This window comes from Streptococcus hyointestinalis (assembly GCF_011039275.1).
Classification (GTDB): domain Bacteria; phylum Bacillota; class Bacilli; order Lactobacillales; family Streptococcaceae; genus Streptococcus; species Streptococcus hyointestinalis_A.
Genome location: NZ_JAAKGB010000001.1, coordinates 646,161 through 659,905 on the forward strand (window position 1 = coordinate 646,161; position 13,745 = coordinate 659,905).

Annotated in this window: 6 protein-coding genes and 3 pseudogenes; 8 read left to right on the forward strand and 1 reads right to left on the reverse strand. The window is 43.2% G+C overall.

Annotation, left to right across the window (positions count from 1 at the left end):
* Window positions 1-1,416: 1,416 nt before the first annotated feature.
* Together G5B60_RS03110 and G5B60_RS03115 are read left to right on the forward strand one after the other, a co-directional pair.
* Window positions 1,417-1,635 (forward strand): hypothetical protein, encoded by a 219-nt coding sequence (locus G5B60_RS03110; protein ID WP_164682619.1) that lies wholly within the window; start codon window positions 1,417-1,419, stop codon window positions 1,633-1,635.
* Window positions 1,636-2,418: 783 nt separating this feature from the next.
* Window positions 2,419-2,658: a hypothetical protein gene (locus G5B60_RS03115; RefSeq protein WP_164682621.1), complete on the forward strand. Its 240-nt coding sequence runs from the start codon at window positions 2,419-2,421 to the stop codon at window positions 2,656-2,658.
* A gap of 3,985 nt (window positions 2,659-6,643) precedes the next feature.
* Here G5B60_RS03115 and G5B60_RS03120 read toward each other — a convergent pair.
* Window positions 6,644-6,907 carry a hypothetical protein gene (locus G5B60_RS03120; protein WP_164682623.1) on the reverse strand — a complete coding sequence of 88 codons (264 nt, stop codon included), beginning with the start codon at window positions 6,905-6,907 and terminating at the stop codon, window positions 6,644-6,646.
* 1,875 nt (window positions 6,908-8,782) lie between these two features.
* Between G5B60_RS03120 and G5B60_RS03125 the strand changes: the two genes are divergently transcribed.
* From G5B60_RS03125 to G5B60_RS03150, 6 genes and pseudogenes are all read left to right on the forward strand, one after another.
* On the forward strand, window positions 8,783-8,971 hold the full coding sequence (locus G5B60_RS03125) for a hypothetical protein (protein ID WP_164682625.1): 189 nt from the start codon (window positions 8,783-8,785) through the stop codon (window positions 8,969-8,971).
* Window positions 8,972-9,422: 451 nt separating this feature from the next.
* Window positions 9,423-9,764, forward strand: a complete 342-nt coding sequence (locus tag G5B60_RS03130; protein WP_164682627.1) for a hypothetical protein — start codon at window positions 9,423-9,425, stop codon at window positions 9,762-9,764.
* A gap of 173 nt (window positions 9,765-9,937) precedes the next feature.
* Window positions 9,938-11,032, forward strand: a pseudogene (locus tag G5B60_RS03135) (3-dehydroquinate synthase family protein).
* A gap of 49 nt (window positions 11,033-11,081) precedes the next feature.
* Window positions 11,082-12,182, forward strand: a pseudogene (locus G5B60_RS03140) (chorismate synthase).
* Window positions 12,183-12,355: 173 nt separating this feature from the next.
* Complete coding sequence (locus G5B60_RS03145; RefSeq protein WP_277423802.1) at window positions 12,356-12,841, forward strand: prephenate dehydrogenase/arogenate dehydrogenase family protein; 486 nt, start codon at window positions 12,356-12,358, stop codon at window positions 12,839-12,841.
* A gap of 572 nt (window positions 12,842-13,413) precedes the next feature.
* Window positions 13,414-13,719 (forward strand): annotated as a pseudogene (locus tag G5B60_RS03150) (YlbF family regulator); the annotation flags it as partial.
* Window positions 13,720-13,745: the final 26 nt, after the last annotated feature.

A 13,745-nucleotide genomic window follows, 5' to 3' on the forward strand; every position in this document is an offset into this window, starting at 1 on the left:
ATCACTAATTGCAGGATAACTTTACACAGCATTTTTCCTAATAGTGTTAAATCAGTCTCATTCCTACTCTAAAGTAGGCAGATGTGGATGCTTTAGTACGGATCATCGGATGTGAGCTTCCTTATGTTAACCAAGTTAGTCTCCAAAATCGCCTTATAAGGTAATGCTCTACTCTAAATTGTGACGATAATAAGTTTGTTATGTTTTCATTTTTTACCAGTACGAAAGGTTCATCTTCCTTTCATTTATTCTCATATTCATACGATAAGTCCCAAACGGACTCTAGTTGTTATTTCAATTGGTTTCTAATTGCGGACTCAAGTTAGTTATTCACGAACGTAACATTTACTTTAGCTTGGAGAGCGATGGTAGGCACCAGATCAAGTACCACAATGTAGAAATGGCCAGCCGAAGCGGCCTCAGCAATTTTATAAATAAGATATTTACCATCCTGTTAGTAGACAAGGTACGTTCACTGATAAGCCAAATGTTAGGCTGATCTTCGTGGATGGTTTGGGACGAAAGGTAATTGCGGACAATACGATCATTAGGCCAGAATTTGCGAGTAGTCAAAATGAGTCCGTAACTTTAGACAACAACTGTAAACATACCATTGCATCTTATAAATGTTTCCAGGGTCAATATTATTCAGTATATCAATTGGAGTATCAAGGTACCAAGAGCTTGGGTTCTAAAGAAGATATTTAACGTGAATCAAGTTATTCGAAACATTTTTTGCATTCTCAAACTATTAACAATACCAACACAACGTAAATTCACCAACTTGGATAAGAACGTGTACTTTCCTCTGATAAACTGGAAAAGACAACGTGTACCGTTGCAGATAAAGAAAGCTGTGATGTGTTCTAAAGTCAATTGGAATAAGACGCACTCATGACTAGGCAATTCTTTATTTCTATGTAGACGTTTGGTACCCATGCAACACAGCATTCTACTATTAAAAAAGTGACAGATGGAAAGTCTGCTCACTGTAAGAAAATTTATAATTACCATTCTAATTTAGACCAAGTTATTAAGAAATTTAACAATACGAGAGCTAGTGCGAATTCCTGGTTTGGTTTTCATAAAGATAATTCTACTTATGTGGATAACGCGTAACATGCTGACTTCCAACGTTAAGGTATAGCCCACTGGATTGTTGATGAGATTCCTTTCAACTTTACATAAAAAGGAGTAGAAGCTCTAACACTTTATGTTAAGGGCAAAAAAACACAAGATTTGGTGAAGACGATTTTTGCGTATATTGACTGTAATTCTACTATTTATGTTTTCGAGCCAAGTTTATCGAATTACAACAATCCAAACAACTAGGATACCGTTGTTGTTTCCTGACAGAACGGCTTAACAACAAAAGGAGCGGAGATTTAGGATTTACCAGAAGAAAAGGAGAAGAGCATGCAACAAAAATTGCAGCAATACTTTACGGCTAAGCGCCAAAAATCAGACCCACAGCATTTAGATTGGGCAGTGCACGGCATTCGATCGACTAAAAGGCAAAAAATTTTCCTTCAGATCGATTATGGCTTTATGAGGGGTATTTTTCGCTTGCATAAAATTTTTTATATTGCTGATCTTGGGGAATTAAACTGGGTTAGAGCAATGTTTTCTAACTAGAGCTTTTTAGAAAGTGCCCATTTTCGCGATCGGCCTTCGAATAGCCGCTAGTTAACTGAGTGACTGCCCAGTTTTATGACGGCGCATTCTCAGATCGTAGACCAATTCATGTTAATTTCAGTAATCCTTAACTTTATTTATGTTGATGGTGGGGTTCTTAAAGATGAAAAATACTAAAGGCTGACGTTTGGAATGACGGTTCTCGTTTTCATAGCATTGCCAACTGGCTTTAGTCATAGCGCTCCTTAGACCTCTACTCAGACTAACTAGTATTTTCCGATTGTTGCTTTATTGGAAGCTTGGTAGGATTTGGAAATACGACAAAAATACTAGAACAGCTGATCTTTACTTTTGCTGGTGTTTGCTTGTCGGCCAAAGCAATCGATTATTTAGGCTTTCCTACTTTTTTGATATTCTCAGATCTAAACTTGCATAAAGGAGGGCAAACTTGCGAGCGATTATAGTGTTAGTATTTTTCTTTCTCCTTTCGATACTCTCTCAAAATCACTTGCTCCAGGCTCATAGGCGCGAGTGACCATCGAGATAAAGACCAGGTAACCCAATTTAGAAAGCTGATCTTTTGTAGTTAAGCTACCACAGGGTGTTCTTCAGAACGATCGAGTCATGCTTGTCGTCCCAGAGTTAGCAAAGATCTATCTCATATTAGGAGCTATCTTTGGTCTTGCTTTCTGAAAACGGATTTGCCTAGCAGCCTCGATTTATATTAGTGAATGCTTTCCGATCGTCAGTCAACGTTTGGTAACGAGAAAACTCAGAAATGGTGTGCACAAGGTAATTGCGTATCAAAATCAACGTGTGACCGAAGCCTTTCGCTTCCCGCAAAAACTTTATTTTTTGATGATTTATAGCAACTCACTTCTCGCTCGCACCAGAGCAGTCTCTATGTTAGGTAGCGGTAATTGGCAGGCAGTTAGCGCTCTGATTCTCAGAGATGTCGGCGATGCTCCACGCATGACCGTTGCTCTAGTGCCGAATTTCTACGCTAAAGGTTTAAGGGCCTAGACGCTAGTTATTTTTTCTCGTGTAAGTCTTTTGTGTATGTTGATGCGAGGATTTCCTGCTCCTGTTTGCGGTAGAAAAGAAAAGGAATGATGGGACCAATTTGAATCTTCCTAATATTTATAGGAGTACGGCAAGCTATTTTTTAACTTTAGTTTGCAAGGAACTTATTTAGGATTGTCTTTTGTTGTCCTCAATAGGCTGATTTTATCAACTGTAAATTTTCGAGACATTAGGCCCATGGTTGGGTCAGAGTTCTCGCTCATCCAGTGAACTTCCAAATTTTTTTTTCTCGTTTTCTTTTTTGCTTTCATCCTAATATTAGGACTACAGTCAATTAGCGCAAAAAAAAAATACAGATATCTCTTTATTATACGGACACTATTGTCCTTGGTGTGCGACTAATTCCTTATTTTTCATCAAACTGGTGTTCTAATACAGAATGCCAGAGAAGTCTCAGAAGGGTCAAACCAACTTAACCGAGGAGTTAATAGCAGTCCTACCGAAGTGGAAGCTTATTTTTCTAAGTACCCTCCACCATTGGGATGCGCTTCCTAAGAACGTGACATTTGAGCTTTTTTTGCACAAACTAATCAGACTATTAACTTCGCGATCGTTCTATGTATGGCTATTTCTCATCTCTTCCTAATTTGGAAACTCTCAAAAAAGAATTGGCAGCAGGAGCGAATTGCACAATTGGTGCAACTTTACTCCTAAGATTTTTTACCCCGTCCCTTTTAACTTTAAGTTGTCGATTGTTTGACTGATGGCCTAATAGTATTTTTATTAGCCCTGTATTAACTACGGAACTTATTACAGAAAAGAAGCTCGTGTAACTGTTTGCTAAGTTTTGTTTGGGGCATTTTTCCTACGATCGTTCCTGCTCATCACTTGATAATAAGTCTAGCTCAAGTTGTTATGTTCCTACGACATCCTGTACCCTATCGTTCTATCAAAAGTTTTCTTGCTGGAGTCATCTTTTTGTTAGCCATGATTTGAGCCGATCGCTTGGGTATTGCTTCTTATGAGATAGACCATCATCATGCTTACAAAGGAGTACCACTCAGAGCTTGGCTTTCCTTGCGTGTAAAAAGTCAAGTGAAAGTCGATCGTCGTAGAAAAGGATGAGATGATGCCGATTTCGAGAATGTAGATAAACATTATCAAGGTAATGCTAAAGAAAGCGTGCCAGAAAGTCGAAATTTAGTCAAGAAACGTCTGACAGAGATTATTAAAAAACTTCGAAACGCTTAACGATTTTTCAAGGAGATGGTTGTGTCGACTTGCGCTGCGAGCGTAGGCCAGTCCTTTTGTGCCGCACCAATAAAGAAGATGCCAGTATAAGGACAAGATATTTCTGGATCATGTATGTCTTCTATCGATGAAGCCAGGGAACTTATTAGGATGATTTATCGCGATACCATCATTTTGGTGTCTGTAAACTATCATGCCAGCAATAACTTTATTTTATTTTATTGGCAGGGGCTGTGGCACCACAATGAGGCATTCCTTAACTTGCTTCCTTTCGTAGGCCTCTCAAGCGACTATATTAACCAGCTGATTTGGGAGACACAGAGTGACTGTGTCCTTCTGTTTGTTTGTCCCTTAATTCCCCTAAGCGCCGATTGTCTCGAACAACTATATGCTGGTAGGATGCCTCAGGTTAGACACAGAGTTCAAAATTGCAAGATCAAAATTTCAAGTAATTCTATATAAACATAGATAACCGTTATATTCATTTGGCACGGCCCCTTTTACGTAACTGTAAAAGTAATACTATTGCAAAACTTTGGATGAGGGAAACTTATATTATGTAGAGTATTCTATCGGGTACGATGTTATTTCCTTATCGGCTGAGGAACTCAGTGCAACTGTTTACAGTAATAGTAGAATCAAAGACTCTGCGACATCTTTAAGACTAAAAGTCCTGTTTTCTAATTAATAAGAAGCCAACTAGTATGCCAGGGAGCCTTAAAATTGCCATGACATAGGATTTAGAAACTTCAAGTTCATGATTTATACTTGGTCACGGGCAAGCGTGTAGAGGGAACTTCGTCTTGACGCTCATCTTCATGTGACCTTGATGCTGGAGGATAAATCAAAATCTGCGAGCGGGCATTGCAATACGAGCAAAAGTGTAGTATGTTCATATGTTAGTTAATGCACGCTTATCTTACACTTTAAAGACCGAGTATATGGGACGGGATTCTCAACTAGAGATATTCTAAAGCTAGCAAAAAACTAGTAACTTTAAATGAACTATATTTTTTGCGTAGGCTGAACTTAAGCTAGCACTCGCTGACGCATATGTAGAGCTTGTGCTCGAGCTTGTGATTGTTTCGTTCAGTTGCAGGTAGCTTGGGGCATTGCAAAGACTTTCCCATGATGTGAAGCCATTTTGGCTGTAAATGATGGTTGACTGATCAATTATTAACTTTACGATCGCTAACAGCTGACGCAAGGCTGTTTTGTAGTTAATCTTGCTACTGGCAACTCACTTTAGTTCATTGTCCATATTCAAGCGTATCGAAGCGCCTGTTTGAATTGCGTCGCAGACTATTGCGTGTGCGTCAATATCTTCACTTATAGCTGTTAACTGTTCTACGGATGAGCTATCAGGCTTTATGATTTCTCTACAGTCAAATGTGTAGTAGAGAAGTCTACCGTAGCTCGTCTACTCTGCAGTGCAAAAGTAACAAGATGTCACCAGCGCCTCAAGCTGACGGTTTTGCGTAGAGTGCAGGTCTTGTCCGCCCAGCGTTTACTTCTTGGTAGCGGTACCAAGAAGATGTAGTAGCGTTGACAGAGCATTGGTCCCACAGCCATAAGCTTCCTTGGTACCACCTAATGTGTAGCTTGGAATGTGAAACATATAATACACCCGCTGCACCATAGCATTGTCATAGTCCGTCCAAGTCTCAGAGTTCTTAAGTTGAAGTGGAGCTAGGCTAGCGTTATGTCAGGATTTGATATCACAGGGGCCACCGTACATGACGATGTTACAGTTAGTATAAAGACCAGATTCCTTTACATAGTCATATAAAGAACGCTCTGTTGAGTCCAAAAAGTTGGCTGTTGCAAGGTAGCCGTTGATGGTTTCGTCGTTTGTTGTCGATAGAGGGCAACCTTGCTCCTGACAGTCAATTTCAAGACTCGTCTATGGCAAGCGGCGATTTACAGTGATAAACTTAGCGTAAAACGGCTGTTGCATATGCTCAAGGTACTTGTTACAGTCAAACAAACTAGACTTGTCGTTAAGACCGTAGGAGAAAGACTTATCGTTGTGCCGTGATTTGACAGAGCTTGAGTCATATAAGTAGTAGGAATGACATTGTTTGGAGACGTTGTTATGGTTTCCGAAAGTCAATTCATTTCCGTGGATCACAGAGCTAGTGTAGCTACCGTTGTGTGCGACGGTAATTGGTCAGGCAAATTGGGGGTTCTCACTACCGTAGTTGCCCAGTAAAGAACCATATCACTCATCACAGAGTGACTTATCGATCAAGGTCGCGTCATCCGAAGTTTATCGTGCCAGAACTTGGTGCCAGGAGGATTTAAAACCAAGCGTAACGTTTGAATGCAAAAGTGAGTAGATAAACGGTGGGACCACGAACACTTTAATTTCAATTTTTAGTTTGGAGTCAGTCAAGAATTGCTGGAAGCTCGCTAAGCGGATGACGATGTCATTGTGGTCCTTAGCAAAATCACAGGACTTAGGATGCGGTGCGGCGTAATGTTTTTCAACACAGGATATTCCTATCTTGAGTTCTTCACCCCTAGATTGGCTGCCTGCTTATTGTGCTAGGTAGTGATGCTTACCATATGCGGTGGACAAACTTGGAAGCACGGCGCCACGCACCAAGTAAAACTTTGAGAATCTTCCGGCGAGAAGCTCTGGACCGCACATCTCCATCAAAAAGCGAGTGATTAAAAAGAGCATGCCAAAGAGTGAAGTGCCAGCAAAGCTGCCCCATTTGTTAATTGGAAGCTAGTACGTGTGGATTAACTTGCAGGCAAACAAAGCAATCAAGATGATGGAGTCGACGGTAAAGTTAATAACTGTAACACGCATCACCTTGAGCGCAGAATCCAGGCGCCCTGCTGAAGTCTCAGAACTTGCTAACATGGCATTGACCGTCAAGAAAGCTAAAAATTCTCGGTCGTAAATGGCATTAGCAATCAAAAGGACATTGAGTAAGGTAAAGTTAACAGGCGCCAGAGTACGAAATTCCTGGGTTCTCGTAACACACAAAGACAATCCAAAAACCAGTAGCGTTAGTGAAATGGAATTGGAGATCGATCAGGGAACTTGGTATATATTAACCAGTTCTAAACTAAAAGCTCTGAGATAAGAATTCATTGTCTTTAGCCGATGAAAGGCCATCACAGTCTGGACAAAGCCTAGACGTAGGCTTTAAATTCACCAAATCATGTCTTTACTTTTTTTCAAAATCGAGCCATCCTAATGCTATCAATATCGTAAAGTCAAAAACTATCATTTGCGTATAACATCTTTATGGATCAGTTAGTATTTAAAATTGGAACTTAAGCGAAAAAATATTTGAATTGTTGTGATGATGGATGGTATGAGTAAACTAGTTGTCGATGCTAGTTTGCAGAAAAAACTTGCAAGCGGAATCCAACAACTTGACAAACAAGGTAAATCAACCCCGAAGTCGAAACAACAACTACTTATCGTTTAGGCTCGGAAGTCTCCTTTTTTAGCCACGGATGACTAGTATGAGCAAAATAAATGTGTGGGCTCCTTATTAGTGCCTTAAAACCTGAAGCTGCATGCGACTAACTTTAGAGAGCTATTTGAGCAGGCAAGACACAATCATCAGGCTTTTAAAAATGCCAGCCGAACGCCAGCTTATCGCCATTGCAATAGAGATCGCCATCTCTTTGACGGCTTGCCCAGAGACCTCTACGCTGATTCTGAGCTATTTTCACGGCTCAAGGCTAGTTTCTACGAGCAAAGACCCATCATTATCGAAGCATTGCAGTTGGTCTTAAGTTAGCTTATCGGCTCTGGTGAGCAAATAGGCTGTAAGGGTCTTGACTAGGAGAGTGAACATCTCTAAGGCCAGTAGGCGTCTAAAACCTTTAATTTTTTAGAAAACGGTGGGTCTGGTATCATGTATCTAACTGATTGTCTTGTGACCGGGTACGTCTGTGCCCACCATGATGGGAGAGTGACCTTGGTGCCTGGTCTTGCGACAGGCGAACCCTATCTCCATATGTTTTCCGATCCAGCAGCTATTTCAGCGGATGCACCTATGGCTGGCCTGCTTAAGACGACAACTGGTTAACTGGCAAAGCGCAATAGTGAGCTCGCTAAAGCGCATTTGATGGCAAATGGTCTTAATTTAGAAAATCAATTTATTGTGGTGATTGAAGTCTCTGCTTACTGTAAAAATGCTAAGAAAAAAGGCTTTCGTGATTTGGAGACCTAACTTGATCCATCGACTTATGCTCCTGCTCAAAAGCGATCTGATAACGTCGCAAAGGATTATCAAACGCTGATGCGAAAGGTTTTAGAGAAGCGCACCGAAAACGGCGTCATGCTTGCCACGAACGATGACGATCATGACCATAAGGCGTAGTGCACAAAGATGTCGGAGAAGGGTTATGGAGAAGTCAAGCATGCCTAATTGCAATTTAAGACTTGCCCCATCGATAGTGCGAGCAATAATACAGACCCCCACAGTCTTATTCTAAAAGTTTATACAATAAATGTAGAGCAAGGCAAATAGTAGTACCAGTACTGCCACGTAGGTTAGATGAGGCTCAAGTACTTGCCATCTCTCTCCTTTACGGAGTAGATATTATCGAGCGGAATGCAGATGTCTTACCAAAAGATGACATCGTCACAGTTGCGCCCACTAGTGATTTAAAATTTGCAGGTCAGTAAATCATCTTAATCACAAGAACCAGCAAGGAAGGTGGACAATATGTCCTTACAAGTGAGGCATATGTCGTCTTGATTAGTGAGCTTGATGCCAACTAGCACAGTGCTTACCTTGATTTTGAGTATTACTCAAAGGCCGAAGTCTCTGCACCGATTCTTGATTTAAGTTATCTTGTGCTGTCTCACCACGATTTTGCAAAGATCCTATAGGACATCATGGTAAACTTTTCAGAGTTGAAGTCGCTGCCGCCACGTGTAGTTAAGCTTCCTACCATGCTAAAGACCCAGCTGGAAGTGCTAGACTTGTTGAACTACACCCGTCCTTATAAGAGTACCAATCCAGTGCCAGAGTTTGTGGTCACGTCCAAGAAAAAATTGGGACGTATTTTACGCTCGGAATCTTAACTGGTCGGCACTAGTTGCCATGTTGTGAGTCATGCTGGCGCCAGCGCACCAAGTTAAGTTTCGTTCAACCAGATGAAGCTCTTAAAGGAGGTCTCAGATGGAGATTGATTGACACACCCGTCTAGTTGCTGGTTATGCGACAAAGATATACCATTCGCTTTCGCTAGTTATGTATAACGACGCTAGTTACAAAATTGGTGGCAACGGTGGGGATGTCGCTGCGTATATCCCAGAAGAGGACGTAGACTCTAGACTTGACAATATTCAACACTAGGGCAAGTTTGGGATCTTATTATCGATGCCAAATAAGTACCCGGACAAGCCATAGATTGAGGAGTAGACAGAGTGACCGTAGTGGCTTTATGCCGCACATACTGTCATCAACAGTGATGGCAAGTGGCTTTATCACCAGACCGATTGTAGGAGTATTTTCAGGAGGATAGCGCCTGTTGTGGACTTGCATGACCTGGACAAACCCAGTAATAGGCTAGGTGGAGGTGGAGCTGCGACAGCTATCATCGCACCAGCTGCCAAAAACGGTGCAAAGAAAATTACGATAATCGCCCAAACGCTAGTCAGGGAGCGAACGCAAGCCTATGCTAAGATGATTTCTCAAAAAACGGAAGCAGAGCTTGAGGTCTTGCTAGTGGCAGACCACGAAAAGAATGAAGAAAAGCCAGCCCAGCTTCCACTCTTTGGCGATGACACAAGTGTCAGTATGGATGGCAAGTCTAGGGTTATCAAGCCTCATCTTAACTGCCCCGAACATCTTATGGAGGTGGATGACCATTAGTAGCCTTTTAAGACACCGTTGTTAGCCTATGCGAGAAGTAAAGGATTAACAGAGCTAGATGGACTAGGTATGCTTCTTTAAGTTGATGCACTAGCTTATGAAGCTGCGACCGGGGGGAATTTGCTAACAGAGGAGTTTTGGCAGGCGCAAACTAAAACTTACGACACACGCGAATCCTTTCGAAGAGGAGAGATGATAAGCTATTACCCGTTGATTTACCACGAAATGACGATGATAACGACATCGAGCATGGCAGTTTATTCAAGGCAGGTCAATGGCTTAAGAGTTTTTGACAACCACGAAACATAGTCATCGTCACAGACGCCCAGTTCGGACGTCTCTAGGCTCAAAAAGTAACGCTGAGCCTAGAAGACCCTCGCTAACAAGCGGCCGTGATTGATTTAATAGAGGGACCAGCCAGCAAAAAACTCACAACGTCACATAAAGCCTATGAATTGTTAGCAAAAGCGGGCATGACGAGAAGCGATGGCATTGTAGCACATGGAGGTGGTGTAGTTGGTGGTCCCGCAGGCTTTGTAGCGTCGACTTATAAGCTTTGTAGGCACTGTTTGCAAATCCAAACTAGCTTGACTGCCTAAGTAGACTCTTCTAGTGTTTGTAACAAAGGTGGCAATACTCCCTATGCTCAAAACATGAGGGGTAAAATTAACCAGCCCGATTGTGAGCTGATTGACCCAGGTACTCTTCACACGCTCGGAAAACGTGAGTAGATTGAGGGTATGGCTGAGCTGATTCAGTACGTCTTGATTGATGATGGTGAACTCAGGGATGAGTTGCAGCAGATTGAAGGTTTCCCAAAAAGTAGCTGAAAGTACGCAGAGAGTACCAATTAACGCTCTTGTAACGTAACGCGTAAGGTCGTTGTTGAGGATGAGCTTGATAATTGTGAGCGCTTCTAGTTCCACTTTGGGCACCCGATTGGGCACGCTGGTTAGGCGCCTGCTGGTTACGTCACGGACAAGCACGGCGAATCGGGTCCCATTGGGATTGTGCAAATCGCCCGTCCCGCAGAGCAAACAAGCTAGATGTCCCAAAGTATCACATAGGATATAGGCTGCATGCGTGAGAAGTCTCGCTAGCCCACTAGTCAGTAGCCAGGGAATGGTGAGCCGCTCGAGCCAGCTCTTACCCATGCTCAAAAGGCAAGACCTGCCATCATTAACCCGGACAACATATTTGAGTTAGGACGTTCTAGAAGCAATAGAAGGCCTCTAGCAGAGAGTAAAGAATACTTGGTGACAGAATAGGAGAAAGTTCACAGCAGGTCAGTCACATGGTCTACGCTCGAACGCGGTTATTGAAGCCGTCACAGCGGGGATGAGCTTGAGTCCTGAAGACATCAACATAGACTTGTAACGCTGACCTGGTGGTGATTGACGAGGTGGAAGAAGGCAAATCGAGTATGACCAAGTCGAAATCAATTCTGCAGTGCGTCATGGTAATACGGCAGGTGCACATATTACTCTGCATGTCATCAATAGTGACCATCAAACGCGGATAGATATTATGCCCCTAGAGGACGTAGAGGATCGCTTCCAAACGCAGCGTAAAAGCACAGCTCAACGTTCTGGGTATGCTGCCTTCGAAGCAGGGATGAAGAAGCGTGATTTGGATTTGCGTACTTCATATGAGCGCAATTCTCCTAGTGAGCTGGTCACGCGAGCGGAAGTAGTGGCTGTCGCTAAGCGTAGCTGGGTGGAATTTTATATTGATATTGCAAACAACGTAGTAGGCTATGGAGGTAAGCCAATGCATGCTCCAGTCAAACTCACTGTCGCAGACATCAAAAAACGTGCCAGCCCGTCAGAGGTATCGATTGTCAGTCAAGAGAGTGAGCAAGAAAGAAAGGATTACATTGACCAAATCAAAAAAGATCGCCATCCCAGCGGTGGTGGCGGTGAGCCGGTGGTGGACGGCGTGCCAGCAGGTCTAGGCACATATGTGCAAGCGTATAAAAAGCTAGATGGCAAACCCGCCGCAGCAGTAGGGTCCTTCAATGCTTGTAAAGGGGTTGAGTTTGGAGTTGGCTTGAAAGTGGGATGTCCCAAGGTCAATTAAGTCATGGTCGAGTTTTTGTGAAATGAAGAGGACGGCGAGCCTCGCAGTACCAACAAACTCGGTCGCTAACAAGCAGGGATGAACGATGGTCGCCCATTTGGCGTCCGAAGTGTCAGTAAATCAATTCCCACTGTTTAGAAATCGCTGATGTATGGGAATATTGAGACACAGTAGCCAGATAAAGCCCCGGACGAGAGTTCACCTCCTAAGGCGCTAACAGCAGCAGGAGAGGTGATTGAGACTGGTTTAGCGCCTTAACTTGCCACCGAAATCTCAGAAAAAATTTCGTCAGACCAGATGGAAGAGCTCAAAAAAGTGGACAATGCTTACCGCACCTAGCTGAAAAACTTATTACCACGTGACAGAAAGGCCGACCTGGTATGGCTCACACAAACCATTAGGTAGCAGGTTTGGGACTTATCGGAGGGTCTAGAGCAATGGGTATAAAGAGTGACCATCTTGACTAGACTAGCTGGGGTGATGATCGCAATGAAAAAACCTGACCTATCGCAATTGAGAGTGGGCTTTTGGTCGAGGAGACAGATGATTTTGCACGCGTGCCGCCACTGGCAGATGTGGTTATCCTATCGGGGCCTAGCAAGCGAACTAGTGCCTTTATCGAGGAGTTGGCGCACCTTCCAATAAAGAAAAACGTCCTCGTCACCGACCCTCGCTCAACGCAGCTTGAGCTTGTTCAAGCACCTGAAGCGTCTCTGGCCGATCACGCTGTAGGCTGTGTCGGCACGCGTCCGATGGCAGGTAGTCACAAGTCTGGAGCTAGTGCAGCACATGCTAAACTTTTGGCAAATACGAACGATATCCTTACGCCCACTGCATTGACGACGTGTGACCCCATCGAAGAGCTAAGAGAGGAGTTGTCGAGTATGCAAGCTGCAATTGTCACTCTTGATGCGGCTGTGCATGACCGGGGGAATTGCCCGATTTCGCATTTGCCACAAGTTATTGCGGCGAGCTTCCGGGAGCGACCTCGCGACTAGGCTAAGCCACAGGAGAAGAACGATCATAGTGCGGCTGGTAGTATTAGTGACAAGAACCGTAGCGCAAAGAGTGAGGCAGGCAAGTGGTCGAGCATCCTATTGACCAATAAGGAAGCGGTTATGGAGCGCATTGAGCCATGTAAAGAGAGCTATGACACTAGAGCTGACAAGATTCAGCCGTAGGATGATGATTGTAGCCGGAAGTATTATTACCATGCTAAGACCATTCGAAAGGAAATGGTAAACCACGAACTTTGTGGGGTTGACAGCTATTACTATATTAATGGCGATGTCCCAGACGAAGAGGAAGTTATCCTTAATTTTTTGGAGTTGCTCCGTGGGTCTTCCTACGCACATCTGCATATTCATGAAGAAAACAGTGATGATAGGCACGGGTACGTGCCGATTTCATGTAAAAATGCTAAAGACCAAGCTCTTGCGCAAAGGGACAACAACGATCATACAGGCTACACAAACCCCATTCGCTCAAATCTCAGGAGGTATTTAGGTATCATATCTAGGGTGTGGCCGATCACATGGAGCGTGAATTGCGCTAGTGGCCAGAGTACGAGGCTGTTTTAGAGGCACAGTCTGTTATTGACAATGCTAGCGATGCTAAGAGATTCAGGGACTACTATACACAAGTGCAAACTCGCTGGCAAATGATTGTGCAGTCGAGTCAAATGACGAATAAAGAGGAGCGACACTACTACCAAACATCACTTGAGAGCTATAGCGCAAATCCAACACTTCAAGCTGTACGTGACGTTCAGCAGCGTCTGTCTGTCTATGTCGCTGACATTGAAAAAAACATTGTTGTGCCTTTAAAGGAACTTCGCTCAGTGAAAAACAGTAAAATTTCACAAGTGCTGTTTTAGTGTAGACGAAATTGCCATAGCAAAAA